Genomic DNA, 26,002 nt, shown 5'->3' with positions numbered 1-26,002 from the left:
TCTGCGCGCGTATCCTCACGCCGCCCGGGCGAGCCGCGCCTGCGCGGCCACGAGGCGGCCCATGACCTTCAGGTCCTGCTCGCGCAGTTGCAGCGCCGAATCCGCCCACAGCTCGGTGATGCGGTTCAGTTCGGCCAGTTCGAGCTTCCACGAAACCTTCATCGCGCGCCGCGAATTGACGAGGCCCGCGTGGCGCCGTTCGGACTTCTTGATGAACTCGCGGCAGGCTGACAGGCCCTGCCCGTTCTCGGCCAAGTGGTGGACGAGCCCCATGTCGTACATCTGCTCGGCGGTGTAGGTCTCGTTCGAGACGATCAGCCGGTCGGCCATCGCTCCGCCCAGCTTGCGGCTGAGCAGCGCGTGCGCGCCCATGCCGGGAAACAGGCCGAACATGATCTCGGGCAGGCCGAACGTCGCGCCGCGTTCGGCCACGATGTAGTCGAACGACAGCAGCGCCTCGAACCCGCCGCCGAGCGCCGCGCCCTCGACCAGCCCCACGGTCAGCATCGGAATGTCGAGCGCCGCCATGTTGCGGTGGAGGATCGCGCAGCAGCGGTGGCCGTAGCGGACCAGTCCGTCGCGGTCGCGGTCGCGGATCAGCCGCTGGAACAGGTCGAGATCGCCGCCGAAGCAGAACACGCCCGGCGCGCGGCTGCCGAGCACCAGAAAGCGCAGCGGCACCTTGCTGGGGCCGAAACCCTGCGCGATCAGCGCCTGCCAGTTCTCGAAATCGCCGAGCATGCGCGGAGTGAAGCTCGGCCGCCCCTGCGGGTTCATATAGGTCCACAGCGTCTGGGTGGCGTCTTCGTAAAAGACGTCGAGTTCCTGCAGCGCGAACAGATCTTCGGGAATCGCGTGATTTCGCCGGCTTTCGGCAATCAATGCTTCCTCGACGCCCCCCAGAGGAAACGCGGATGTATCGGAACCCGTGTCTCCACCGCCCCGATCAAGCCCTGAACTTACCCGATCCATATGGATCCCCCCGCTTTTTAGGCGGCATCACTCCCCGCGATTTCGCGAGAGTAATCGAACCCGGACTCGCATGGCAAACACTTAATTAACCTTAGGCCGCGGCCGGAGTCTCGATACGGGGCAGCCGGCTGGCCGCGCGGGCACGCGCTCAGGCAGCGATCCCGAGCCGGTCGAGCGAGCGGTCGAGCATCAGCAACTGCCACAGCAGCCGCGAATGGTCCGACCGGCCGGAGATATGCGCCTCGGCCATGCGCGCCAAGCGGGTCTCGTCGAACCAGCCGGTCCGCGCCAGCCGCGCGCCGCTCGCGATCGCGCGCGCTTCGCCGGCCAGCGGGCCGCGCAGCCAGTCGGCGATCGGGGTGACGAAGCCCTGCTTGGGCCGGAACAGCACTTCGTCGGGCAGATAGCGGCGCATGGTGTGCTTGAGCAGCCACTTGCCCTGCCGCCCCCTGATCCGCTCGCGCTGCGGCAGCGCGGCGGCGAATTCGACCAGCCGATGGTCGAGCAGCGGCTCGCGCGCTTCGAGGCTCACCGCCATGCTCGTGCGGTCGACTTTGGTCAGAATATCGCCGGGCAGCCAGAACTTGAGATCGGCATATTGGGCGGCGTCGAGCCCGCTGCGCGCCGGGGCCTCGCGCATGATCTGCGCGAACACGTCCTCCGCGCGATAACCGTCGATCTCGCGCCGGAAACGGTCGGTGTAGAGCGCGGCACGCAGTTCGGGCGCGACGACGCCGATCGCGCGCGCATAGCCCTCCGCGCCATCCTCCGCGAGCGAGAGAAAGGTCGCCTTGGCGCGCAGCGGCTGCGGCGCCCAGTCCGCCTTGGGCCAGATCGCGCCGAGCCCGCCGAACACCGGGCGGCGCAGCGCGGCGGGCAGCACGGTGCGCATCTGCTCCTCGCGCGCGTGGAACAGCTGGCGGCGGTACCCGGCGAAGGCCTCGTCCGCCCCGTCGCCAGACAGTGCGACCGTCACGTGTTCGCGCGCGAGCTGGCACACGCGCCATGTCGGCAGCGCGGAGGCGTCGGCGAAGGGTTCGTCGAACATCGTCGCCAGCCCCTCGACCGCAGTGAAATCGCCGGGATCGACGGTGCGCGCGTGGTGATCGGTGGAGAACCGGTGCGCGACCTTCTCGGCGTAGCTGGTTTCGTCGAGCGCGGCGACGTCGAACCCGATCGAACAGGTGGTCACCGGATCGCGGCTGGTCTCCGCCATCAGCGCGACGACCGCCGAGGAATCGACCCCGCCCGAAAGGAACGCGCCCAACGGCACGTCGGCGACCATGCGCGATCCCACCGCTTCGCGCATGTGGTGGAGCAGTTCGGCCGAGAGATCGGCGGTCGATCCCCGGTGCCGGCGGCTGAAATCGACGTCCCACCACTGCACCGGCGGCGGCGGGGCGGCTTCGTGGCGCAGCACGCGGTAGTGCCCCGCGGGCAGCTTCTCCACGCCCTTCAGGATCGAGCGGTGATCGGGCACGTAGCCCCAGGCGAGATAATCCTCCACCGCCAGCGGATCGGCCTCGCGCCGCAGCAGCGGATGCGCGAGCAGGCCCTTGAGTTCGGACGCGAAGGCCACGCTGCCATCGGCGAGATGCACCATGAACAGCGGCTTCACCCCCAGCCGGTCGCGCGCGAGCACGAGTTCGCGCCGGTGCGCATCGTAGAGCGCGAAGGCGAACATACCGTGCAGGCGCGGCAGGCACTCGACGCCCCAGCGCAGCCAGGCGGCGAGGATTACCTCGGTATCGCCATCTGTGCGGAATTCCGCGCCCTCGCCCTCCAGCTCGCGGCGCAACTCGCGGTAATTGTAGATCTCGCCGTTGAACGCGATCGTCGCGCGCCCGTCCGCCGAATGCATCGGCTGAGGCGATCCGGCGATGTCGATGATCGACAGGCGGCGATGGCCGAGCCCGACGCCGGGGCCGGTCCACACCCCCGACCCGTCCGGCCCGCGATGGGCGAGCGCATCGGCCATGCGCGATACGCGCTCGGGATCGACCGGCTTGGGGGTGCCGCAATGGAAGATCCCGGCGATGCCGCACATAAGGCGTCGGTCCTATCGCAGCCTGGCGATGCGGTCCATCCATTCGCCGCGCTCGCCGATGGCGGCGACGAAGCGGTCGATCGCGGCCGCGCCCTCGCCCGCCGGCCGGTCCTCGACCGAGAGGATCAGCGTGGCGGTCGGTTGGCGGCGGAGCAGGAGCCGGTCGCGCATCGTCGCCAGCTTGAGCCGCGCGGCGCTGCCGGTCGTAAGGTCGCCGGTGCGCCAACTCGTCTCGGCCACGCGCGTCAGCCGACCCTCGGCGAGCAGCACGTCGCGATGGGCCTCGGCCGAGCCGGGCAGCGGCGCGAGCCAGCGCCACGGCGTATCGGGCACCAGCGCACCCTCGCCATAGGCCGAGGCATCGCGCGCGGCATCCTGCACCGGGTAGAGCGCGTAGAACACGTCGATTTCGTCGCCCGCCTCATTACGATAGCGCCCGAGCAAGCGGTGCGCCGCCCCGCTGGCACGCGGTTGCCACGCCACGGCGGGCGCATAGGCCACTCGCTCCCAACCTGGCACCTCGGGCAACGCGATCCGCTCCGGCAACGCCGCTTCGGCGCGCGCGGCGATACCCGCCCACAGGCCGAACGCGATCGCGATGCCGAGCACGCCCGCGAGCGCCGGCCCCGCCGCCATCGCCGTGCGGCTCAGCCGCTCGAGCAGCGGCGAACGCTCCAGTGCCTCGACATCGACGCCCGATTCCTCCGGCTCGCGATCGAACCAGCGCCACGAGAGCGCGAGCAGCACCGCGACGATCACCGCGAAGAACACCCAGCCGTAGACGATGTGGTCGAACCCCACCGCAAACTCGATCCCCTGGAACTGCGCGATGTAGATCGTTCCCCACGCGCGCACGCCGTTGGCAAGGATCGGCAGCGCCAATGCGACCGCGAGGAACACCGCGCGCCGCCGCCACGTGCGGAAGCACGTTTGCGCGATCAGCACTCCGAGCGCGGCCATCGCGACGAGGAACTGCACGCCCGAACATGCCTCCGCCACTTCGAACAGCCCCACCGGGGTGTCGATGAACACTCCGTCGATATGCGCGGGCACGCCGCTCGCATGGGTCAGCCAGATGGCAATATCGGCGGTGACCATCTGCAGCGGCGGCACCAGCTCGTCGCCGAACGGCACGAGGAACAGCATGTAGCCGAGCGGAAATAGCAGCCCCGCTGCCGCGCGCGGCCCGAGCAGCGCGAGCACCGCCGTCTGCAACGCCGCGACCGCGCCAAGCTGGCTCGCGCTGTCGAAGCCCGCCAGCGTGCCGAGCAGCCAGAGGAACAGCGCGCCCGCCAGCATCGCGAGGCCCGGCCACCAGCCGCACGGGGTCAGCGCCGCTAGGTCGTGCCGCCGGTTCCACACCAGCCAGCCGATGATGAGCGGCACGAACACGACGTGGTTGTAGGTGGAGACGTTCCACCACTTGTCCGCCATCGTCGCCCAGTCGCGCGCGGTGAGCAGCATGAGCGCGAGCCACGCCAGTGCCACCCGCGCCAGCGGACCGCGCCACTCTGCCGGGATGCGCGCAAACAGGTTCTCGCGTTCGAGCGAAAGGCTGGCCTCAGGCGGCATCGCGCGCAGCCTCCGCGGCAGGCGCGCCGACCAGCCCGGCCAGCGGCGCCAGCATCGCGTCCCACCCCTGGTTCTCGACCACGTAGCGCCGCGCCGCCGCGCCCATCGCCCGTGCCGCGGCACGGTCCGCCAGCAGCGCCAGCGCGCGTTCGATCAGCGCGGCGTCGTCCGCGCCGACCGCGAAATGCGCACCGTCCTGCGCGTCGATCCCGGTCGCGGCCTCGGCCGAGAGCACGACCGGGCGCGCCATCGCCATCGCCTCCAGCACCTTGTTCTGGATGCCGCGCCCGATTTCGAGTGGGGCGAGCACGAGGTCGGCGGCGGCGAGAAACGGGCGCACGTCGGGCACCTCGCCCCACACCCGCACCCCGCCCTGCCCGTCGCGCTTGCGAAGCTGCGCGGTCGGCGCACGGCCGACCACGTGAAGCGTCGCGCCCGGATGCACCCGGCGGATCGCAGGCAACAGCCGCTCGGCCACGCGCAGCACGGCGGCGACGTTCGGCGGATAATCCATCTGTCCGGTGAATACGAGATGCGGCCCCGACGCATTGGCGAGCGCGGGGTGTGGCGATGCCGCAGCGGGATCGAAAGCGGCGGTATCGATCCCGTTGCGCAACGCCTTGATGCCGGGCGCCGGAGCGCGCAGCCGCGAGCGCAACAGCGCCGCCTCCGCTTCGCTGACCAGCAGCGTGGCGTCGGCGCGCCGGGCCAGCCGTTCCTCCTCGACCGCGAGCAACCGCGCCTCGCGCCGGTCGATCCATGCGCGCGGGCCGGAACGCGCCACGCTGTAGGCTTCGAATTTGGCGGAATCGACATCGCACAGGTCGATGACCACGCGCCCGGCGAAATCGGTCGGGACGTACTGGCCCATCTGCCCGGAGAACACGAAGATCGCCCCGACCGGCCGTTTGTCCAGCGTCGTCGCGACCCAGCGGCGCAGGCCCGTATGGTCGAACGCCGTCAGGCTGACCGGCAGGCCCTTCGCCAGCGCCTCGATCCCCGCAAGCGCCAGCGGCTTTTCACGTCGCACAAGGCAATGGCTCGCCGCCAGCGCCGCCAGTTCATGTTCCTGCGCCATGTCGCCATCGGTCTCGCCGAGGCACCCGACATGCACCGGCGCGATCCGCGCCAGCGCCCGAAGCAGGTGATGCGAGCGGATCTTGTCGCCACGATCGGGTGGAAACGGCACCCGGTGGGCAAGGAACAGGATTTCGCCGTCAATCACCCCAGCCCCCGCGCGATCGGTGGGCCGAGCCGGTTGGCAAGCGCCAGCGGCAGGCGCTTCCACAGCGCGATCTTGGCTGAATAGGCATCGCTCGTCGGATCGACGTCGCGCCGCGCCGCGCCCGGCGCGGACCACGTAGCATAAGCCAGCGGCCGGGGGGCGAAGCCCCAGTTCTTCTTGTACGCCGCCGGGCCGCTGCCGACTTTCGAGCGCCCGAAATCGAACCGCGCGCAGCCGCGCCGGCGGGCGTGCAGCATCAGTTCGAAATACATCCGCTCGTTCGCGCGCAGGCCCCGCGCAGCGAAAGTGCCGCCGCCCCAATAGGGCATCACCGCGCCATCGTGATAGAACGACAGCACGCTCGAAACCGGCGCGCCGCGATGGGTGACGGTCAGGATATCGCTTTCGAGCGCGTCGAGCGCGGCGTCGAACAGCGCACGTGGAAACACCGGTGTGCCGAGATTGCGCACGCTTTCTGCATAGACCGTGTAGTGCATCGCGCGGTCGCTCTCGTCGCGGCCGACGCGGACCTCGAGATCGCCCTCGAGGCTCTTGCGCACCTCGGCCCGCTGCTTGCGCGGCACCGTGAGCAATTGCGCCTCGTCGTCCGTCGCCAGATCGGCGACGAAGCCGAGATGCGTGTCGTCGCGCACCGCCCATCCCTGCGGCAGTGCCCCGCCGCGCAGTTCGACACTCGCGCAGCTGCGCCGCTGCGCCAGCTCCTCCGCCGCGCTCGCGAGCGTTTCGACAGTCCGGCCATCCTCCGCCAAAATCCCCCCGCCGACCGCGAAGCCGCTGGAAACGAGCGCGCGCCCGAAGATCGGCGAATGGATTTCACTGAGCGGCAGCCAGCCCGCGAGCGCACCGTGCCGCTCCGCCACCAGCCCCAGCGCCCGCTGGCGGGTCCCGGCCTCCACACCGTGCAGCCATGCCGGACGGTGGAACACGGTGCCGCCGTGCGCCGCCACGAACGCCTCGATCCGCGCCACCTCGCCCGGATCGCGCAAGTCGGCGAGCGAAACCACCGTCGCCGCGGGGGCGAACGGCGCGTTCATGCCGCCAGCGGCACGGCCCGCGCCGCCTCGCGATGCGCGATCAAGTCCATCCGGCCCCAGGCGAACTCGTGCACCAGCTCGCGCAGCTTGGGCGCCATCCGGTCGAGATTGGTATAGTGGCGCAGCTTCGACCTGATCGGCGCATCCGCCACGCGCGGCTGGCCAGGATCGATCTCCCACGGGTGGAAATAGAATACCGCCGGGCGTTCCTCGCGCCGGTTCACCTGGCGGATCGCCCAGCGCGAGAAGCCGTAGGGCAGCACGCGGAAGAACCCGCCGCCCCCCGCCGCCACGCGCCTGCCGCCAAGCATCGCGGTGGTCACCGGAATCTCGATCAGGTCGGACCATGGCAGCGGCCGGAACGCGAAGCGCGGGGCCTCGCGCCAGCCGTAGTGGTCGTGCGCCACCGGCGCGACGCTGGAGGAATAGGCGTAGCCCTGCTCGGCCAGTTCCATGTAGGCCCAGGGCGTGCGTTGATCGATCGAGAAGCTCGGCGCGCGATAGCCGGTCACGGCCACCCCGCCGGCATCCTCGATCGTCTTGCGCGCGCGCAGGATATCGGCGGCGAAGGTCTTGCGGTCGAAGGTGAACACCCGCGCGTGGTCGAAGCCGTGGCTGGCGAGTTCGTGCCCCGCCTCCACGATCCGCCGCATCAAGGCGCCGTTGCGCTGCGCCACCCAGCCGAGCGTGAAGAAGGTCGCCTTCACGTCGGCTTCGGCGAACAGATCGAGCACGCGCAGCACGTTGTCCTCCACGCGCAGCGCCAGCCCGTCCCACGCCTCGCGCGCGATCACCGTCTCGAACGCGCCGACCTGGAACCAGTCCTCGACGTCGACCGACAGGCCGTTGACGATGCTCGGCGCCGCCATGGTCAGGCCGCGGCGCGCGGGGCCTGGCCGGTTTCGACCCACTCGATCAGCATGGTGAGGACGTGGCGCACCGAGCGTTCCTGCTCGTCCAGCCGCCGCCCGAAGGCATCGATCCGCGCGGTCAGTTCCTCGCCGTCCACCGGATCGGCGTTCTCGGCCGCCTGCGACAATTCGACCACCGCCTGCTGCAGTTCGGCAATCTGCGCGTCGCGCTCGGCGAGCATAGCGGCGAAATCCACCGGCAGCGGCGCGGAAGCGTCAGACACGGCATCCGTATCGACGGCGTGCTTGACCGGGCCCGGGGCGGGCGCGGGAGAGAGCTTGCCTTCGCTATCGGACGCGGCGTTTTCGGCCTGCATTTCCGAGACGACCGCATCCAGCATCGCGCCGTCGATCCGCGTGCGCTGCTCGACAGCGCCGAGCAGCAGCAGCCGGGTCGCGACCTGGTTGACCTTGCGCGGAATGCCGCCGGTCGCAGCGTGGATCTGCGCGAAGACCTCGGGCTCGAACTCGGGATTGCCCTGCCAGCCCACGCATTCGAGGCGATGGCGGATATAGGGCTCGATCTCGCCCGGCTCCATCGGCTCCAGATGATGCGCCGCGATCACGCGCTGGCGCAGTTGCTCCAGCGCTTCATGCTCGGCCAGAACCTGCCGGAACTCGGGCTGGCCCAGCAGCAGCGTCTGCAACAGCGGATGCGCGCCGAGCTGGAAGTTCGACAGCATCCGCAGTTCCTCCAGCGCCTCGACGCTGAGGTTCTGCGATTCGTCGACCACCAGCATGCACCGGCGACCCTCACGCGCTTCCTCGTGCAGGAACGCCTCGATCGCGCCGAGCGCGGCGGCCTTGTCGTGCCCCTCGATATCGAGGCCGAAGCTCTGCGCCACGACATGGACCAGTTCCTCACCGTCGAGGTTGCTGGTCACGACCTGGCCCACGGTCATCTGGTTGCGGTCGATCTTCTGCATCAGGTGCGCGACGAGCGTGGACTTGCCCGCGCCGACCTCGCCGGTCACGACGATGAAGCCCTCGCCCTGCGCCATGCCGTATCCGAGATACGACAACGCCTTGCGGTGCGTCGTGCTCTCGAAATAGAAATTGGGATCGGGGGTCAGCTGGAAGGGGCGACCTGTCAGCCCGTAAAATTCGTCGAACATCGCTGCAAACCTCTCAGAAATCGTATCGCAGGCCCAGCAGGGCCGTGGCTGAGGTGTAGTCCTCGATCGCCGCCTCGCTATCGAGGCGGTCCACCGCCAGCGCGGCGCGCGCCGACAAGCGATCGGTGATGGACTGGCGGTAGGCGGCCGACGCGCCGAGCGCGAAGACCTCGCCGCTGTCGGCGAAGCCGCTGTCGATCCAGCTGGCGTAGATATTGCCGTCGACACCGGCGCGGCGGCCGATCTGCGCGCCGATGTAGTAATTGACCCAGTACGCCTCGTCGACGACGCCGTTGGCCGAGGCCAGCACGGTGCCCGGCGCGGCGATGAACTTGCGCCGCTGGTAGCCCGCGCCGATACCGGTATCGATCCGGCCGAGGGTGACGCTGTACCCGGCAGCGATCCCGCGCGAACGGAACACCGCCGAACGGACGGAACCGAGCACACCCGCGAGGCAGCTCGCTCCCTGTTCGCCGCCGACGCAGCCGGTGAAATCGCCGCTCAATGCGTTGCGCGCCGCGCTGAATTCGGTCGGCAGGTTGGCGAGCGCGGTGTTGAGCAGCCCGCCGAAGCCCGACACGCTGTCGTACACCGCCACGTTCACGTTGCTGCGCGAACTCGGCGCCCAGGCGAAGGTGCCGTAATAGGTCGTTGAATCGTAGCGCCGCCCGACATGCGCCTCGAGCGCGGTGCGCGGGCTGGGCCGCCACATCACGCCCACGTCCCAGATCAGGCCGGTCGCCTCGTAGGCGATGCGGCGCGGTTCACTGTCGTCGGTGACGAAACGGCCGTCGTCGCCGATCACCGGATTGCCGGCGGCATCGCGCACCGCGTCGCGGCTCGACACCTCGACATCCTCGTACCCGACCCCGCCGACGAGCGCGAGGTCGCGGCTCACCGGCACCTGCACGTCGGCGCGCACGAAGCGATCCTGCACGCGCTGGTCGAGGTTGGAGACGTCTTCCTGCACCCAGCCCCCGCCGACACCCAGGCCGACCGGCAGCGGTTCGCCCGGGCGCGTTCCGGCGTGGAAGCCCGCGACCTGCACCACGCTCTCGTCGAACACGTCGACCGCCCCGGCGCCCGGCGCCAGCACGATCGCATCGGGCGCTTCGACGCGGCTGTAGCCGATGCGGTAGTTGGCGTTGAGCTCCACGTCGCCCGCGCGGGTGTGAAGATTGGGCCCGGCATAGGCGGAATAGATGCGGCTCTCGCTGTCGTCGCCGACGAGCGGGTTGAGCGTCGCGCCGCCGTTGCCGTCGACGCGCGTGCGTGCGGCGAGAGCACCACCTTCGATCGTCAGCGCGCGCGGAACCACGGTGGCGTAGCCGCGCGCGACGCCGCTCAGCGTGTCGGAATCGAGCGCGTCGTCGCCGTAGCCGATGTTGCGTTCGTAGCGCAGCGAGACCGAGCCGCCGTTGTTGCGCCCGGTGAGGCTCGCGTCGACCCCGACCGCGAGCTGGGTATAGGTGACCACGTCGTCGCCCGGCGAAAGCTCGGCGACGAGCACCTGCGAGGCCTCGATATAGGGATCGACGCTCACGCGGCGGTCGCCGCGGCCCTCGGCGGCTTCCTCGTTCGCGGTATCCTGTGCAGCTGCCGGAACAGCGCCCAGAGCCCCCAGCGAGAGAGTCGCGATCGCGCAAGCAAAATGACTGCGTTTCATGGGTTTATTCCCCATACCCATAATAGGTTCCGAACTTGCGCCCGCTCGGGCTGAAGTGCGCCGCGTTGAGCAGCAGCTTGATATCCGGGCAGCCCGACAGCAGCTCGACCGCATCCTCCAGCGCGCTCTGCGACGTGGCGTCGGCGCGCGCGACCAGCAGCGCCTGGCCGACGTGCTTGGCCAGCTCGGCGGCGGGCGAGGCGGCGAGCGCGGGCGGCGAATCGAAGATCAGGATGCGGTTGGGCGCGCCCATGCTCAGCCGTTCGAGCACCTCGGCGGTGCGGCGGCTCGCGAGGTATTCGCTGTCCGCATTGGTCTGGTTGCCCGCGGGGAGCACCCACAGGCCGGGAATGTCGGTGCCGATCACCAGGTCTTCCGGCTGAACCTCGTCGTTGGCGAGGCAGTCCATGAAGCCCGCGCCCCTCGGCAAGCCGAAGGTCGAGAGGATCGAGGGTTTGGCGAAATCGGCGTCGATCAGCAGCACTTCGCTGTCGCGCTCGGCGGCGAGCGCGATCGCGAGGTTGCTGGCGCAGAAGGTCTTGCCCTCGCCCGGATGCGGCGAACAGACGAGCACCCGGCGCGACAGCGCGGTGCCCGCCGCACGCGCGCTTTCGAGCACGCGGCGCTTCACGATACGGAATTCCTCGACCAGCGCATTCACCGCGCCGTCGGGCACGATCAGGCCCTGTTCGCGCAGCAGTTCACGATCGACCGGGAAGCGCTTGCCGTGCAGCACGACCGCGCCGACCTGCCGCTCGACCGTCACTTGCGACGGGGGAACCGGCACGGGCAGCGTCTCGCGAATGGGTTCGGGCGCCATCACGGGAGGCGCGGGCGGTTCGGGCAGGGTTTCGGGGGCGGCTTCCCCCGCGGCCTCGGCGGTCGGCGCCTCCGGCTCCTTGCGACGCACTTTCGCGCGCTTCATCTCCGCATCGGCCAGCCGGTGCGGGACCGGCGCGGGGCGGAACGGATCGAAGCCGAACGCCCCACTGGCGCGCTCGAGCAGCGAACTCGGCTTCTCGCCTTCCAAGGGCAGCGGGATCTTCCTGTGTTCGGTCATTGCACTTTCCTCACCCGACCATGCCGACCTGAACGAACTCGACCGCAAGCAGCAGCACGCACATGCCCACCAGCGAGGCGCAGCCGCCCGCGAACAGTTTCATCCGCTTGCGTGCGAGCGCGCGCCCGGCGTCGGTCAGCGTGTGCGAGATCGTGCCGACCAGCGGCAGGCCGAGCGACCGCTCGAGCTTGGCGCCGGTGGCGAAAGTCGAGCGCACCTGCCCGAGCGCGAAGGCCGCGCCGATCCCCGCGCCGATCCCGAGGATCAGCACACCGATCAGCAGGATCGGACGATTGGGCGCGGCGGGCGCGCGGGGCGTCGTCGGCGGATCGATCACCTCGAAACTGAACGAGCTGCGCTCGCTTTCGACCTGCCCGCGGAGCTGCATCTCCTCACGGTCCTGCAATAGCTCGTCGTACTTGGTCTTGAGCACCTCGTAGTCGCGGCTGATCCGGTTGGCTTCGGCGGCCACCGCGGGCTCGTCGGCCTGGCTTGCCATCATGCCGGTGAGGTCGGCCTGGAGCGCCGCCTTGCGCGCCATCAGCGCCTGGACGTTGGCGTCGCGCTCCGCCCGGATCGCGACCAGCGAGCTGTAGGCCGGATTCGCCGAGCCCGAGGCGTTCGGGCCTTCGCTCGCCGCCTGCCGCTCGAGCAGCTGGATCTGGCGCTGGAGGGCGGCGACGTCGGGGTGGTTGTCGGTCAGCCCGCGCGCCTGCATTCCGGCAAGCTGCGAGCGCGCCTGCATCAGCGCGCCGCGCGCGCCGCCGCCGTCGCCCGCGGTCACCAGCGTGCGCGGGGTGCCCGCGATCTGTCCGTTGATCGCCGCGAGCGCGCTTTGCGCGGCGGCGAGATCGGCGTCGATCCCGCGCATCTCGGTGCGCAACTGCTGCAGCCGGGTGGAAAGCGTGGCGGTGCCGCCGATCAACTCGGGGTTCTCCGCCTCGAACGCCAGCCGGCGCTGCTCGGCCGCCTCCAGATCGCGTTTACGCGCTTCGAGCTGCTGGTCGAGGAACACGATGGTCTCGGCCACTTCGCCGCGGCTGCCGGCGATGTTCTCTTCGCGGAAGATGTCGATCATCTTCTGCACCACGTCCTGCGCCAGCGCGGCGTTCTGCGCATCCGACAGGCTCGACTGGCCGATCTGGGCGGTGATCTCGATCAGGTTGTCCTCGGTGCTGACGACCTTGACCTTCTCGGCCAGCCCGCCCACCGCGCGCTCCATCTGGCCGGGCGAGGTCACGCCTTCGCCGAGCCGGGTCGAGCGGACGACCTTCTCCAGATTGACCGCGCTCGCCAGCGTCTTGCGGACGCGCTCGATCTCGCCCTTGCCCGCGTTGGCGATGCCGATCTGCTGCGACAGCACGTCGTCGAGCTGGACGAACACGCGCGCCTTTGATTCGTAGGTGTTGGGGATCATCGCCACCGCGAGCCAGCCCAGCACGCACACCCCCCACGCCACGGCCAGCACCAGCCAGCGCCGGTGCCATGCCGAATGCAGCGCGGCCTGCAGTTCCTCGAAGACCTGGTTCATCTGCGCCGGGCCTTCTTCAGAACATGCTTTCGGGGATGATGATCACATCGCCCGGCTGCAGCATCACGTTGGCGCGGCTGTCGCCGTCCTTCAGCAGGTCGCCCAGCCGCAGCGCGTATTCCTGCTGGCGGCCGGCCTGCTTGTCGAAGCGGATCAGCTTGGCGCGGTTGCCCGCGGCGAATTCGCTGAGGCCGCCCACCGCGATCATCGCGTCCAGCACGGTCATGTTGGCGCGATAGGGAATCGATGCGGGCTGCTCGGTCGCGCCGACGATGCGGATCTGCTGGCTGAACGTGCCCGCGAAGCTGGTCACGATCACGGAAACCAGCGGCTCCTCGATATATTGCGAGAGCTGGAGGCGGATGTCCTCGGCCAGCATCGCCGGGGTCTTGCCCACCGCGGGCATGTCGGCGACCAGCGGTGTGGTGATGCGCCCGTCGGGGCGGACCTGGATCTTCTCCGCGCCGAGCTCGGGGTTGCGCCAGACGTGGATCGTCAGCTCGTCGAGCGGGCCGATCACGTATTCCTCGCCCGGCCCTTCCTGCATCGCGACGAACGACGCGGGCGGCAGTTCGGCCCCGCCGCCGCCCGCGCATCCGGCAAGCGAGAGCGCCGCGAGCGCGGCTCCGGCGGATTTCAAACTGGATCGGCCCATGGGCATCGTTGCGCGTCCTTGGCTTGCAGCGGACAGGCACGTTCGGCGAGGGGCGACCTCGACGATGTGCAGCCCGCAAATCACGAGCGTGCTTCCTCGCCGAAAAGGGTGAACATACTGTTAGCTGTCGCCCCGCGATCGGGGGCTGTCCCACGGCGGGACGGCGGCGGGCTAAAGGTTAACGCGTCAGACCAGCATCTCGCGCGCCGGGCCATGGCCAAGGAAGTCGGCGGGCGAGGCGGTCGCGCCGTAGGCCCCGGCGCAGAACACTGCGACCAGATCGCCGACTTCGGCCCGCGGCAGGTGCGCCTGGTCTGCCAATCGGTCGAGCGGGGTGCACAGGCACCCGACGACACTCGCCTCCTCCTCCGGCGCGGCGTCGAACCGCGTGGCGATGGCGAGCGGGTAGTTGCGGCGCACTACGGTGCCGAAATTGCCCGAGGCGGCAAGCTGGTGATGCAGCCCGCCGTCGGTGATCAGGAATGTCTGCCCGTGGCTTTCCTTGCGGTCGACGATCCGCGTCAGATAGACGCCCGCCTCGCCCGCGAGATAACGCCCGAGTTCGATGCACAGCTCGGTCTCGGCGAGCGCTTCGGGCAGGTCGGCGAACCGCTCGGCCAGTGCTGCGCCGACCGCCGCGATGTCGAGCGGCGCGTCGCCGTTGAAATAAGGGATGCCGAACCCGCCACCCATGTTGAGCTTGGGCAGCGGCGCGCCGATTTCGCCCGTGAGCCGGTCGGCCAACGCGAGCACGTTCGCCTGCGTCTCGATGATCGCCTCGGCGTCGAGCGCCTGGCTGCCGGTGAAGATATGCAGTCCGCACCACTCTGCCCCGGCGGCGATCACCTCACGCGCCAAGGCGGGCACGCGCGCCTCGTCGATCCCGAACTGCTTGGCCCCGCCACCCATCTTCATGCCCGAACCGCGCAGTTCGAACGAGGGGTTCACGCGGATCGCCAGCCGGGGGCGCAGGCCGAGCCGTTCGCCGATCGCCAGCGCGCGCCGGGCCTCCCCTGCGGATTCGAGGTTGATCGTGCAACCTTCTGTAATCGCGGCTTCCAGCTCGCCGTCGCGTTTGCCCGGTCCCGCAAAGCTGACCAGCGATGCGGCGATCCCGGCGGCGCGCACCCGGGCGAGTTCGCCCGCCGAAGCGACGTCGAACCCGTCGATCAGACCTTTCATTTCCTCGAGGATCGGCGCGTAAGGGTTTGCCTTGATAGCGAAATGTATCTTGAGCCGCGCAGGCATGGCCTCGCGCAGCGCCGCGACCCGCGCGCGCAGCAGGTCGCGCGAATAGACGAACAGCGGCGTCTCGCCCGCTTCGGCGACGAGATCGCTCGCGGTGCGTCCGCCGATCGCGAGCTCGCCGCCGATCGCCGTGTAACCGGCGGGGATCGGGCCGAGCGGCTTCACGCCGCCACCTCACGCGCGATCGCGGTGCGGTCGAGCTTGCCGTTGGGATTGACCGGCATGGTCTCGCGCCAGTGGATGACTTTCGGCTGCATGAAGTTCGGCAGGTCGGCCGCGAGCGCCCTGGGCAGCGCAACCTCCGCATCGGCGGCATCCGCAGCCGCGCGTACCACCAGATGCACCGCTTGTCCCAGCCGCTCGTCCGCCACGCCGAGCGCGACCGCCTCGGCGACCAGTCCGGTCGCCACCGCCGCATCTTCGATCTCCTGCGGGCTGATGCGGTTGCCCGCACTCTTGATCATCGCATCGCGCCGCCCGACGAAATAGAGCAGCTCGTTCGCGTCGCGCCGCACCCGGTCGCCCGACCACACCGCTGTTCCGCCGTACTCCGACTGCGCAGGCGCCGGCCGGAAGCGCTCGGTGGTGCGCGCGGCGTCCTGCCAATATCCCTGCGCCACCAGCGGCCCGCAATGGACGAGCTCGCCTTCCTCGCCGGGCGCGGTCACGTGGCCATCGTCGCCGATCACGAGGATTTCGGCGAACGGGATCGCCTTGCCCATCGAGGTCGGGTGGCTGTCGACCAGTGCCGGATCGAGGTAGGTCGAACGAAACGCTTCGGTCAGTCCGTACATCGGAAAAAGCTTTGCTTGCGGGAAGATACGCCGCAAATCTCGCACCAGATCGATGGTCAGCGCGCCACCGGTGTTGGTCAGCCGTCGCAGCGGCGCTACCGCTTCTTCCCGCCAGTCGATCTCGGTCAGTTGGACCCACAGCGGCGGCACCGCGGGCAGCGTCGTGACGCCATGCCGCGCGCAGGCCTTGGCCACATCGCGCGGGAACAGGTAGTCGAGCGGCACCACGCAGCCGCCCGCATACCAGGTGTTGAGCATCTGGTTCTGCCCGTAATCGAACGACAGCGGCATCACCGCCAGCGTCACGTCGTCGTTCTCGATCCCGAGATAATGCGCCACGCTCGCCGCGCCGAGCCACAGGTTCGCGTGGCTGAGCACCACGCCCTTGGGTCGCCCGGTCGATCCGCTGGTGTAGAGGATCGCCGCCAGTTCATCGGGATCGGCCTGCGACGGGTCGAGCGCGCCGTCGAAGCGTTCGATCGCCTCCAGTGCCCCACCCTCGCCTAGCGCCTTGCACCCGGCGGGCAGGTCGCCCGCCTCCAGCGTCTCCAGCCGCGCCTCGGTCGCCAACAGCAGCACCGCGCCGCTGTCGGCAAGGATATGCGCGACCTGTGTGCGTTTGAGTAAAGGGTTCACCGGCACGTGGACCAGCCCGGCGCGCGCGCAGGCGAGCGGCAGCAGGCATGTCAGCTCGCCCTTCGCCGCCCAGCTCGCCACCCGCGCGCCGTGCTCTGGCACCCGCGCCTGCAACCATGCCGCCATTCGCGCGACACGGGTTCTTAAGTCCTTGTGGCTAAGCGTGCGCTCGCGCAGCACCAGCGCAGGCGCGTCGGGCGCGCCGCGTTCGGCGAGATGGTCGAGCGGCCGGGGCTGTGGGTCGGGTGCTGGCGCCATGGGTCTTTCGAAAGGGTGAGTGTTCCGCTGTGATCGCCATCAGCTATCACGACACGGTTAACGTCTTGCAAGGGGGCGATGCGCGCTCGCCGTTCGATCGCCCCGAATGGTTCGCGCTTCTGGCGGACGGTGGCATGACGTCACTTTTCGCGCTTGCGCAGGACGGCGAGGCGCGTGCGGTGCTGCCTCTCACGAGGAACAACGGCCGGCTCGAACCGCTACGCAACTGGTACGGCTTCACCTGGCGCCCGCTCGCGTCCGATCGACCCGAAAGCGACCGGCTGCTCGCGGCGCTCGCTCGCGACCTCAAGGCGCAGGCGCACCGCGTCACGCTCTGGCCCCTGCCGGACGAAGACGGCTCCGCAACCCGCCTCGAACGCGCCTTCCGCGCCGCCGGATGGTCGACCGTTCGCGAACAATGCGATTACAACCACGTGCTCGAAGTGAACGGCCGCAGCTTCGCCGAATACTGGTCCGCCCGACCCGGCCGGATGCGCACCACGCTGAAGCGGAAGGGCAAGAAAGTCGCCGTCACCATCCGTGATCGGTTCGACCCCGCCGACTGGGCCGCTTACGAGGCGATCTACGCCGAAAGCTGGAAGCCCGAGGAAGGCGATCCCGCCCTGCTCCACCGCTTCGCCGAGGAAGAGGGCGCGGCCGGCCGCATCCGCCTTGCGGTCGCGCGCGCCGATGGCGAAGCGGTCGCCGCGCAGTTCTGGACGGTCGAGGGCGGCACGGCCTACATCCACAAGCTCGCGCACCGCGAAAGCCGCAAGGATCTTTCCCCCGGCACCACGCTCACCGCCGCGCTGTTCGAGCATGTGATTGACCGCGACCGCGTGGCGCTGGTCGATTTCGGCACCGGCAACGATGCCTACAAGGCCGACTGGATGGAAACGGTCCGCCCGCGCTATCGCCTCGACTGCCTCGATCCGCGCCGCCCGCGTGCCTGGCCAGCGCTCGCCAAGCGCCTCGCCCACCGCCTTGCAGAGCGCGGCGCGCGGGGCTAAGGCGGCGCGCCGAATTGCAGGGGAATGATCCAGGCATGAGCAGTCTTGCGCCAAGCCGCAGTGAAATCGACACGAAGTTGCGCGCCATCCTGGGCGACGTGCTCGGGCTCGACACTGCGCGGGTCGATGGCTTCGACAACGACACCGGCCTGTTCGGCCACCTGCCCGAACTCGATTCGATGGCCGTCGCGGGCCTGTTGACCGAGATGGAAGACCGCCTCGGCATCATCATCGAGGACGATGACGTCGACGGCGAGATGCTGGAAACCTACGGCGGGCTGCTCGCCTTCGCCGAAGCCAAGGTGATCGAGCCCAAGGCGATCAAAAACTGACCGCGCTTGCCTACGCCACCTGGCCGTGCCCCGCGATCGGGGGCGGCGCGCACGACGAGATCGCTCTTACCTTCGGCGGCAAGCGCGCCAAGCGCGTGCTGGTGCTGCCCGCGCTGTTCGACGAGGCGAACAAGCTGCGCCGCCTGACGGTGGAAGCTATGCGGCGGCTCGACGCGGCGGGAATAGACGCCGTGCTGCCCGACCTGCCCGGATGCAACGAAAGCCTGAGGCCGCTTTCCGACCAGACGCTCGAACACTGGCGCGAGGCCGCCCGCGCCGCCGCCGCGCATTTCGGTGCGACGCACGTGCTGGCGCTGCGCGGCGGGGCGCTGGTCGCGCCATCCGACCTGCCGGGATGGGCTTATGCCCCGGTCGCGGGCCGCCAGATTCTGCGCGCCATGCTGCGCGCGCGGACCATCACCGCGCGCGAGGCGGGGCGCGAAGAGACGATCGACGGGATCCAGGCCACCGCACGCGCCGAGGGAATCGAATTGGCCGGGTGGGCGCTCGGCCCGGCGATGTTTACGCAACTTGAAGCTGGCGAGCCTGACGGCGCGCTCACGACGCTCGAGATTGCCGGTGCAGGCCTGTGGTTGCGCGCCGAGCCGGACGAATCGCGCGCTCAGGCCGAGGCGCTCGCTGCCGCCGTCGTCGCGGGGATCGGCGCATGAGCCGCCTGCCGCTGACCTTCGCATGCGAGGGCGACACGCTCGGCGCGACGCTCGACACCGCGCCGGGCACCACCGGGCTGCTGCTGGTGAGCGGCGGCAACGAAATCCGCGCGGGTGCCTTTTCCGGGCAGGCCGCGCTCGCCGCGCGCGTCGCCCGGCGCGGCTTTCCGGTGTTCCGCTTCGACCGGCGCGGCGTGGGCGACAGCGAGGGCACGAACCGGGGTTTTCGCAAGAGTCGCAAGGATATCGCCGCCGCGATCGACGCCTTCCGCGCGATCGCGCCGCAGATGGGCCGCGTGGTCGCGTTCGGCAATTGCGACGCGGCGAGCGCGCTGATGCTGGCAGGCGGCGCGGGCTGCGACGCGCTGGTGCTGTCCAACCCGTGGACCATCGAGGAGGGCGCCGACGACACCCCGCCGCCCGATGCGATCCGCGCGCGTTACACAGAAAAGCTCAGGAATCCCAAGGAGATCGCCCGGCTTGTTACAGGTGGTGTGAACATCGGCAAGCTCGCGCGTGGCATCGCCAAAGCCGCCCGGCCGCGCGCCGGCCCCAGCTCGCTCGCACAGGACATGGCGGCGGGACTCGCCGGGTTCGATGGCCCGGTGCGCATCCTCCTCGCCGAAGCCGATCGCACCGCGCAGGTCTTCGCTAGCGGTTGGGACGCGACCGACGAGCGCGTGATCCGCTGCCCCGGCGCGACCCATGCGTATGTCGAGCCGCACGCGCGGGACTGGTTGTACGAGGAACTGTTGAAGGCGCTGCGGAGAGTTTAGCGCCAATCCTCCCCGTGCCGGGGAGGATTTACCGCACGAACAGGCTCGCCAGTTCCACATGCGTCGACCAGACGAACTGGCCCACCGGGCGCGCAGCTTCCAGCCGATAGCCTGCCGCTGCAAGCTGCGCCGCATCCCGCGCCCAGCTCGCCGGGTTGCAGCTGACGTAGGCGATCCGCGCCACCGTGCTCTCGGCCAGCCGCGCCACTTGCTCGCGCGCGCCGGCGCGGGGCGGATCGAGCAGCACGGCGTCGAACCGGTCCAATTCCTCGGGCTGGAGCGGATTGCGAAACAGATCGCGGTGCATCGCGTGGACCGGCTTGCCCGCGCGCCCGGCGGCGGCCTTGCACGCCAGATGCGCATCGCGCGCCGCCTCGACCGCCAGCACTTTCGCCGGCCCCGCCAGCGCGAAGGCGAACGTACCCAGCCCCGCAAACAGGTCCGCCACCGTGCCGCAGCCTGCCAGCCATTCGCGCACCGTCGCCGCCAGCGCCGCCTCGCCGTCGGCCGTCGCTTGCAGGAAACCACCGCTTGGGAAGCCCACCGGCACCCCGCCGAGCGTAACGGTCGCCGGCTCCGGCTCCCACATCGGTTCCGGCCCGTATCCGTGATCGAGCGTCAGCCGCGCGAGACCATGGGCTTGCGCGAAGGCGAGCAGTTCCTCGGTTTCCGCCAGCCCCTCGACCGACAGCCCCGACAGCGCACAATCGACGCCCTGATCCACCAGCGTCAGTTCGATATCGACCGCGTAGCGCCCCTTGCGCCGCGCCAACAGTGTGCGCAGCGCGGGGACCAGCGCGAACAGTTCGGGCGCGAGGATATGGCACTCGCGCATGTCGACCACGCGGTGCGATCCGGCCTCGCGGAATCCGATAACGGGCTTGCCGCCAGCGCTCGCCGCGTGAAGCGAACAGCGCCGGCGGCTGCGCGGCGGCGAAAGATGCGGCGCGAACATCGCGCCCAGTGCCACGCCCTGCCCTTCCGCCGCGAAGGCCACCCGCTCGGCGACGTAACGCGCGATCGCGGCCTCGTCGCAGTGCTGGAGCTGGCAGCCGCCGCAAGTACCGAAGTGACGGCATGGCGGCGCCATGTGATGCTGGCCGGGCGCCAGCGTACCGTCGGCGCGCAGCACGTCGCCCGGCGCGGCGCGCGGCACGTGGCGGCCGTCCGCCGTCACGCCGTCGCCCTTCGCGGCGATGCGCACGATTTCGGATGATTGGGTCACAGGAAGCGCGCGTAGGCGGGTTTGACGGCCTGCGCCAGTTCGCTGGCGGTGAATGCGGCACCCGCGATGCGCGCGGCCTCGTGATGGAGCCACACGGCTTGCTCGGCGGCGGTGAACGCGCTCAGGCCGGTGGCCAAGCGGCTGGCGGCGATCCCGGCGAGCACGTCGCCCGTCCCGGCGGTGGAAAGCCAGCTCGGCCCCGGTGCGAACAGCCGCGTGGTGCCGTCGGGCGCGCAGAGCACGGTGTCCGGCCCCTTGGCCAGCACCGTCAGCCCGCTCGCCGCAGCGAGTGCCTGTGCCTTGCCGCGTTTGCCCTCGCCCGAAACGCCGAAAGTATCGCACAGCGCCGCCAATTCGCCTTCGTGCGGCGTAACCAGCGCCTCGCCGGTGAATTTCCTGCATTCGAGCAGCATGAGTGCATCGGCATCGAGCACCAGCGGCACGCAACAGTCCAGCACGGCACCAAGGCGCTCCCTGGCCGCACCATCGCGGCCGAGGCCGGGGCCGATCAGCAGCGCGGCGATCCGCTCGTCGCCAAGCGCCTTCGCCAGCGGCCGCTCGTCCACCACCAGCGCGGCGGGCACGGCCGGGTGCGAGCGGTCGGCGAGCAGCTTCACGTAGCCCGCCCCGCCGTGCATCGCCGCCGTCGCCGCGAGCAGGCCCGCGCCCGGCATCGCCCCGGCGACGACCGCGAGCAGCCCCCGGCGATACTTGTGCGCATCGGGCGCAGGCGGATCGAGGTGCGGGCGAGCGGAAAGCGTGGCCGCCGCAACGGTATCGCGGACTCCGATATCGACCAGCCGCCGCGCGCCCATCGTGGCGCTGGCGGGCATCGTCCAATGCGCGAACTTCCACGCGCCGAGCGCCAGCGTGAGATCGTTGCGTGGCAGATCGGGGTTCAGCAACGCGCCGCTGTCGCTCTCGACCCCGCTCGGCAGGTCGATCGCGATGCGCTGGCCGTGCCGGTCGGCGAGTTTCGTCAGCAGCGCGAGCAGGTCGTTCGACAGCGGCCGCGTCAGCCCGCTGCCGAACAGGCAATCGACCAGTAACGCGCCTTGCCTTTCGTTGGCTCCGGATACGATCTCGCCCTCGTAGAGCGCACGCGCGTTCTGTGCCGCTCCGGTCTTCGGTTCGACCGGGGCGACCACCATGACGTCGATCCCGCGCCCGCGCAAAACCTCTGCGATTACATAGCCATCACCGCCATTGTTGCCAGGGCCGCACAACACCGTGACCGGCCTTCCGGCAGCCATCCGCCAGACCCATTCCGCCGCGCCGCGCCCGGCACGCTGCATCAGCGCATCGACGCCGGTCCCGGCATCGATCAGCGCCTGTTCGGCCGCCTGCATCTCGGCGACCATGAGGACGGGATTATTCGGCGGCATCGCTATCCTGTGCCGGGCGTGCCGGAAAACGGTAGCGATCGCCCGCCACGCTCACCTCGAGCACGTCGCCAGCCAGCTGCTGCTCGACGTTGTCGGCCCCGTCGTAGGCCGCGAGGCCCGCGCCGCCGGCGAGCTGTTCGAACCGCCGGAAGCCGCCGTCGGGGTGCCGCACCACCAGCACGGTCGCGTCGTCGATCGCGGTGCGTTCGATCAGGCAATCGGCGGCGAATTCCGCCCCCGACCCGATCGCGCATTCGATCCGCTGCGCGCCCTCCTCTGCCTGCGCCTGCACCGGCGCATCACCCGAACAGGCGGCGAGCGCGAGCGCCAGCCCCAGCGCGGGCCAGCGTGCCGTCACTTGCGGACGAGTTGCGTCACGTCGCGCACCGCGCCGCGCGCCGCGCTGGTCGTCATCCCCGCATAGGCCTGCAGCGCGGTCGAGACCTTGCGCTTGCGCTTTTCCGTCGGTTGCCATGCCGCGTCCCCTTTCCCCTCGATCTCCGCCCGCCGCGCGGCCAGTTCCGCATCGGGCACGTCGAGATGGATGGTTCGCGCGGGAATGTCGATCACGATCGTATCGCCGTCCCGAACCAGGCCGATCGTGCCGCCTTCGGCCGCCTCGGGCGAGACGTGGCCGATCGAGAGGCCCGAGGTGCCGCCCGAAAAGCGCCCGTCGGTCACCAGCGCACACGCCGCGCCCAGCCCCTTCGACTTGAGATAGCTGGTGGGATAGAGCATTTCCTGCATCCCCGGCCCGCCCCGCGGCCCCTCGTAACGGATGACGACCACGTCGCCTTCCTTGACCTGATCGGTGAGGATCGCGGTGACGGCGGCGTCCTGGCTCTCGCATACCTTCGCGGGGCCGGTGAACTTGAGGATGCTCTCGTCCACCCCGGCGGTCTTCACGATGCAGCCGTCCTCGGCGAGATTACCGTAGAGCACCGCCAGCCCGCCATCCTTGCTGAACGCGTGCTCGGCGCTGCGGATCACCCCGCCGCGCCGGTCGAGGTCGAGTTCGCTCCACCGCCGGTCCTGGCTGAACGCGGTCTGCGTCGGCACTCCGCCCGGCGCGGCGCGGAAGAATTCCTGCACGGCCGGGCTGTTGGTGCGCGCGATGTCCCACGCGTCGAGCGCGTCGGCCAGCGTCGGGCTGTGGACGGTCGGCAATGCGGTGTTGAGCAGCCCCGCCCGGTCGAGCTCGCCGAGGATCGCCATGATCCCGCCCGCGCGGTGGACGTCTTCCATGTGCACGTCGCTCTTGGCCGGGGCGACTTTCGACAGGCACGGCACCTGCCGGCTCAGCCGGTCGATATCGGCCATCGTGAAATCGACCCCCGCCTCGTGCGCGGCGGCGAGCAGGTGGAGCACCGTGTTGGTCGATCCGCCCATCGCGATATCGAGGCTCATCGCATTCTCGAACGCGGACTTGCTGGCGATGGTGCGCGGCAGCACGCTGGCGTCGTCCTCGCCATACCAGCGGCGGCACATCTCCACCACCAGCCGCCCCGCGCGCAAGAACAGCGCCTTGCGGTCGGCATGGGTGGCGAGCGTCGATCCGTTGCCCGGCAGCGAGAGGCCGAGCGCCTCGGTCAGGCAGTTCATCGAATTGGCCGTGAACATGCCGCTGCACGATCCGCAGGTGGGGCAGGCCGAGCGCTCGATGCTCGCGACCTCCTCGTCGGTGTAGCTCTCGTCGGCGGCGGCGACCATCGCGTCGACCAGGTCGAGCGCGACTTCCTTGCCCTTCACCACGACCTTGCCCGCCTCCATCGGCCCGCCGGAAACGAACACCACCGGGATGTCGATCCGCAGCGCCGCCATCAGCATTCCGGGCGTGATCTTGTCGCAGTTGGAAATGCACACCATCGCATCGGCGCAATGCGCGTTGACCATGTATTCCACGCTGTCGGCGATCAGGTCGCGGCTGGGCAGCGAATAGAGCATCCCGTCATGACCCATCGCGATTCCGTCATCCACCGCGATAGTGTTGAATTCCTTCGCCACGCCGCCCGCCTCCTCGATTTCGCGCGCGACCATCTGTCCCAGATCCTTCAAGTGGACGTGGCCGGGCACGAACTGGGTGAACGAATTGACCACCGCGACGATCGGCTTGCCGAAATCCTCGTCGGTCATGCCCGTCGCGCGCCACAGCCCGCGCGCGCCCGCCATGTTGCGGCCGTGGGTTGATGTGCGGGAGCGGTAGGCGGGCATAAAAAGCGTATCCGTGTCGTAAAAGGGGTATCACGCACCCCTAAAGCATCGCACGCGCGGGTCGAAACGGAAATTCTATTGCCTGCAACAGCGCGAGGGGCAGCCGGTCAACCGCCCTTGAGCGCCAGCGCGGTGCGGTTCGCGACATCGGCCACCAGCGCGGCCCAGCGCGCCTGATCGGCTTCGCGCGCGATCATGTCCTGCCGGATCTCGATCGTGAGATAGGGCCGCTCGAACGCCTCGGCATGACGATCCATCGTCGCGTTCAATTGCTTGCCCGAATAGGGCTGGTTGTCTCCCACCGTCAGCCCCTGCTCGCCGAACAGGCGGATCGCGTGGCGCGCGGCGCGGTCGTCCTCGTTGTAGAGCAGTGCGACTTCCCACGGCCGTTCCTCGTCCGCGCTGTCGAGTGCGGGGGTGAAGCTGTGCAGCGCGACGATCAGTTCGGGCTTGGCGGCCTCCAGCCATGTGCCGAGCGCATCGTGATAGGGGCGATGGAACCGCGCCAGCCGCGCCTCGCGGTCGGCGCCGATGTTGCCGGGGATCAGGTGCCCGTCGCTGGTTTCGGGGATTACCGCGGGCTCGTCTTCCTCGCGGTGCAGGTCGCACACGAGCCGGCTGACGCAGGCGATATGCGCGGGAATGCCATGGCGGCGCGCCATGCGCTCGGCCATGCCCTCGACCCCGATGTCGAGCGCGACGTGCTTTTTCAGCAACTCGGGCGCGATGCCGAGATCGATATCCTCGGGCACGAACGCCGAGGCATGATCGGCGAGGCACACGATACCGCCCGGCACGGGTTCACCGACCTGACGATATGGGCGCCCTTCGATCATCGCAGTCGTCCTCGCATCTGCCACCAGCCCGGCGCGTGTTCGGCCGCGGCGGCAGCGGCGGCATCGCGCTCCGCCTCGCCATCGAACAGGGCAAAACACGTCGCGCCGGAGCCTGACATACGGACGAGCGAAGCGCCCGTTCCCCTGAGGAATGCGAGCACGTCGCCGATTTTTGGGCACAGGTCGATCGCGGGTGCCTCGAGGTCGTTGCGACCGGCATGGGTGATCGCCGAGGCTGCGCCTTCAGGCAGCGGCCCGCGATCCTCCCCGTCCCACGCGGCGAAGACCGGCCCGGTCGCGAGCGGCACGCGCGGATTGACCAGCAGTACCGGTATTCCGGCGAGGTCGTTTTCGATCGGCGCCAGCTCGGTCCCGGTCCCGCGACCGATGCAGGCCACGCTTTCGACACAGGCGGGCACATCGGCCCCGAGCGCGGCGGCGCGTTCGCGCCAGTCGTCGGGCAAGCCATGGCGCGCCTGCACGATGCGAAACACCGCCCCCGCATCGGCCGACCCCCCGCCCAGCCCCGCTGCAACCGGCAGGTTCTTCTCCAGCGCGATCGCCAGCCCGTCCGCCCGCGGCAACTTGCCGAGCGCCTTCGCGGCGATGTTGCCGAACGGATCGTCGAGCGCCTGCGCGAACTCGCCGGTGACGGAGAGGCTGTCCTGTTGAGCCGTGCGCGCGGTCAGCACATCTCCCGCATCGACGAAGGCGAACAGCGTCTCGAGCTCATGATACCCATCCTCCCTCCGCCGCCGCACATGCAGCGCGAGGTTGATCTTGGCGTACGCGGTTTCGCGCATCAATCCTC

At 69.8% G+C, this 26,002-nt stretch carries 23 protein-coding genes; 4 read left to right on the top strand and 19 right to left on the bottom strand.

Annotated features, from left to right (window positions below):
- Positions 1 to 15: 15 nt before the first annotated feature.
- The 13 genes from ACE3QC_RS02235 to ACE3QC_RS02175 all read right to left on the bottom strand — a co-directional run bounded on the left by ACE3QC_RS02235 (position 16) and on the right by ACE3QC_RS02175 (position 16,745).
- Positions 16 to 882: a crotonase/enoyl-CoA hydratase family protein gene (locus tag ACE3QC_RS02235; protein WP_374405474.1), complete on the bottom strand. Its 867-nt coding sequence runs from the start codon at positions 880 to 882 to the stop codon at positions 16 to 18.
- 238 nt (positions 883 to 1,120) lie between these two features.
- Complete coding sequence (locus tag ACE3QC_RS02230; protein ID WP_374405473.1) at positions 1,121 to 3,019, bottom strand: XrtA/PEP-CTERM system amidotransferase; 1,899 nt, start codon at positions 3,017 to 3,019, stop codon at positions 1,121 to 1,123.
- 12 nt (positions 3,020 to 3,031) lie between these two features.
- Positions 3,032 to 4,591 (bottom strand): exosortase A, encoded by a 1,560-nt coding sequence (gene xrtA / locus ACE3QC_RS02225; RefSeq protein WP_374405472.1) that lies wholly within the window; start codon positions 4,589 to 4,591, stop codon positions 3,032 to 3,034.
- Complete coding sequence (locus tag ACE3QC_RS02220; protein ID WP_374406621.1) at positions 4,581 to 5,813, bottom strand: TIGR03087 family PEP-CTERM/XrtA system glycosyltransferase; 1,233 nt, start codon at positions 5,811 to 5,813, stop codon at positions 4,581 to 4,583. Before ACE3QC_RS02220 ends, xrtA begins: the two co-directional genes overlap by 11 nt.
- Positions 5,813 to 6,871, bottom strand: coding sequence for a FemAB family XrtA/PEP-CTERM system-associated protein (locus ACE3QC_RS02215; RefSeq protein WP_374405471.1), 1,059 nt, complete (start codon positions 6,869 to 6,871; stop codon positions 5,813 to 5,815). The genes ACE3QC_RS02220 and ACE3QC_RS02215 overlap by 1 nt, the downstream gene beginning before the upstream one ends.
- Positions 6,868 to 7,740 (bottom strand): XrtA system polysaccharide deacetylase, encoded by an 873-nt coding sequence (locus ACE3QC_RS02210; RefSeq protein ID WP_374405470.1) that lies wholly within the window; start codon positions 7,738 to 7,740, stop codon positions 6,868 to 6,870. Before ACE3QC_RS02210 ends, ACE3QC_RS02215 begins: the two co-directional genes overlap by 4 nt.
- A 2-nt stretch (positions 7,741 to 7,742) precedes the next feature.
- Positions 7,743 to 8,897, bottom strand: a complete 1,155-nt coding sequence (locus ACE3QC_RS02205; protein WP_374405469.1) for an XrtA/PEP-CTERM system-associated ATPase — start codon at positions 8,895 to 8,897, stop codon at positions 7,743 to 7,745.
- A gap of 13 nt (positions 8,898 to 8,910) precedes the next feature.
- Positions 8,911 to 10,563 carry a preprotein translocase subunit YajC gene (locus ACE3QC_RS02200; protein WP_374405468.1) on the bottom strand — a complete coding sequence of 551 codons (1,653 nt, stop codon included), beginning with the start codon at positions 10,561 to 10,563 and terminating at the stop codon, positions 8,911 to 8,913.
- Between the two features lie 4 nt (positions 10,564 to 10,567).
- Complete coding sequence (locus tag ACE3QC_RS02195) at positions 10,568 to 11,623, bottom strand: capsular biosynthesis protein (RefSeq protein ID WP_374405467.1); 1,056 nt, start codon at positions 11,621 to 11,623, stop codon at positions 10,568 to 10,570.
- A 10-nt stretch (positions 11,624 to 11,633) separates the two neighbouring features.
- A complete protein-coding gene (locus ACE3QC_RS02190) occupies positions 11,634 to 13,154 on the bottom strand; it encodes an XrtA system polysaccharide chain length determinant (protein WP_374405466.1) in 1,521 nt (506 codons plus the stop codon).
- A gap of 16 nt (positions 13,155 to 13,170) precedes the next feature.
- Positions 13,171 to 13,794 (bottom strand): XrtA/PEP-CTERM system exopolysaccharide export protein, encoded by a 624-nt coding sequence (locus ACE3QC_RS02185; protein WP_374405465.1) that lies wholly within the window; start codon positions 13,792 to 13,794, stop codon positions 13,171 to 13,173.
- A 201-nt stretch (positions 13,795 to 13,995) separates the two neighbouring features.
- Entirely contained in the window at positions 13,996 to 15,222 is a 1,227-nt protein-coding gene (locus ACE3QC_RS02180; protein ID WP_374405464.1) for a pyridoxal-dependent decarboxylase, exosortase A system-associated, read from the bottom strand.
- Positions 15,219 to 16,745: an acyl-CoA ligase (AMP-forming), exosortase A system-associated gene (locus ACE3QC_RS02175; protein ID WP_374405463.1), complete on the bottom strand. Its 1,527-nt coding sequence runs from the start codon at positions 16,743 to 16,745 to the stop codon at positions 15,219 to 15,221. The genes ACE3QC_RS02180 and ACE3QC_RS02175 overlap by 4 nt, the downstream gene beginning before the upstream one ends.
- Positions 16,746 to 16,879: 134 nt before the next feature.
- On the opposite strand from ACE3QC_RS02175, the gene ACE3QC_RS02170 reads away from it, so the two are divergent.
- The 4 genes from ACE3QC_RS02170 (at position 16,880) to ACE3QC_RS02155 (ending at position 19,534) form a co-directional block, all read left to right on the top strand.
- Positions 16,880 to 17,755 (top strand): GNAT family N-acetyltransferase, encoded by an 876-nt coding sequence (locus ACE3QC_RS02170; protein WP_374405462.1) that lies wholly within the window; start codon positions 16,880 to 16,882, stop codon positions 17,753 to 17,755.
- Between the two features lie 35 nt (positions 17,756 to 17,790).
- A complete protein-coding gene (locus ACE3QC_RS02165; RefSeq protein WP_374405460.1) occupies positions 17,791 to 18,087 on the top strand; it encodes an acyl carrier protein in 297 nt (98 codons plus the stop codon).
- A gap of 95 nt (positions 18,088 to 18,182) precedes the next feature.
- Positions 18,183 to 18,758, top strand: coding sequence for a hypothetical protein (locus ACE3QC_RS02160; protein ID WP_374405459.1), 576 nt, complete (start codon positions 18,183 to 18,185; stop codon positions 18,756 to 18,758).
- Positions 18,755 to 19,534, top strand: coding sequence for a hydrolase 1, exosortase A system-associated (locus ACE3QC_RS02155; protein ID WP_374405458.1), 780 nt, complete (start codon positions 18,755 to 18,757; stop codon positions 19,532 to 19,534). The genes ACE3QC_RS02160 and ACE3QC_RS02155 overlap by 4 nt, the downstream gene beginning before the upstream one ends.
- A 28-nt stretch (positions 19,535 to 19,562) precedes the next feature.
- Here the strand turns inward: ACE3QC_RS02155 and ACE3QC_RS02150 are convergent, their stop codons facing one another.
- The 6 genes from ACE3QC_RS02150 to ACE3QC_RS02125 all read right to left on the bottom strand — a co-directional run bounded on the left by ACE3QC_RS02150 (position 19,563) and on the right by ACE3QC_RS02125 (position 25,994).
- Positions 19,563 to 20,759 carry a class I SAM-dependent RNA methyltransferase gene (locus ACE3QC_RS02150; RefSeq protein ID WP_374405457.1) on the bottom strand — a complete coding sequence of 399 codons (1,197 nt, stop codon included), beginning with the start codon at positions 20,757 to 20,759 and terminating at the stop codon, positions 19,563 to 19,565.
- A complete protein-coding gene (locus ACE3QC_RS02145; protein ID WP_374405456.1) occupies positions 20,756 to 22,144 on the bottom strand; it encodes an NAD(P)H-hydrate dehydratase in 1,389 nt (462 codons plus the stop codon). Before ACE3QC_RS02145 ends, ACE3QC_RS02150 begins: the two co-directional genes overlap by 4 nt.
- Positions 22,131 to 22,502, bottom strand: coding sequence for a hypothetical protein (locus tag ACE3QC_RS02140; RefSeq protein WP_374405455.1), 372 nt, complete (start codon positions 22,500 to 22,502; stop codon positions 22,131 to 22,133). The genes ACE3QC_RS02145 and ACE3QC_RS02140 overlap by 14 nt, the downstream gene beginning before the upstream one ends.
- On the bottom strand, positions 22,499 to 24,355 hold the full coding sequence (gene ilvD, locus ACE3QC_RS02135) for a dihydroxy-acid dehydratase (RefSeq protein WP_374405454.1): 1,857 nt from the start codon (positions 24,353 to 24,355) through the stop codon (positions 22,499 to 22,501). Before ilvD ends, ACE3QC_RS02140 begins: the two co-directional genes overlap by 4 nt.
- Positions 24,356 to 24,462: 107 nt before the next feature.
- Positions 24,463 to 25,191 carry an N-formylglutamate amidohydrolase gene (locus ACE3QC_RS02130; protein WP_374405453.1) on the bottom strand — a complete coding sequence of 243 codons (729 nt, stop codon included), beginning with the start codon at positions 25,189 to 25,191 and terminating at the stop codon, positions 24,463 to 24,465.
- Positions 25,188 to 25,994 (bottom strand): 4-(cytidine 5'-diphospho)-2-C-methyl-D-erythritol kinase, encoded by an 807-nt coding sequence (locus ACE3QC_RS02125; protein ID WP_374405452.1) that lies wholly within the window; start codon positions 25,992 to 25,994, stop codon positions 25,188 to 25,190. The genes ACE3QC_RS02130 and ACE3QC_RS02125 overlap by 4 nt, the downstream gene beginning before the upstream one ends.
- Between the last annotated feature and the right edge of the window lie 8 nt (positions 25,995 to 26,002).

This window comes from Pelagerythrobacter sp. (assembly GCF_041912895.1).
Taxonomy (GTDB): domain Bacteria; phylum Pseudomonadota; class Alphaproteobacteria; order Sphingomonadales; family Sphingomonadaceae; genus Pelagerythrobacter.
This window is presented reverse-complemented; position numbering and strand designations above follow the sequence as displayed.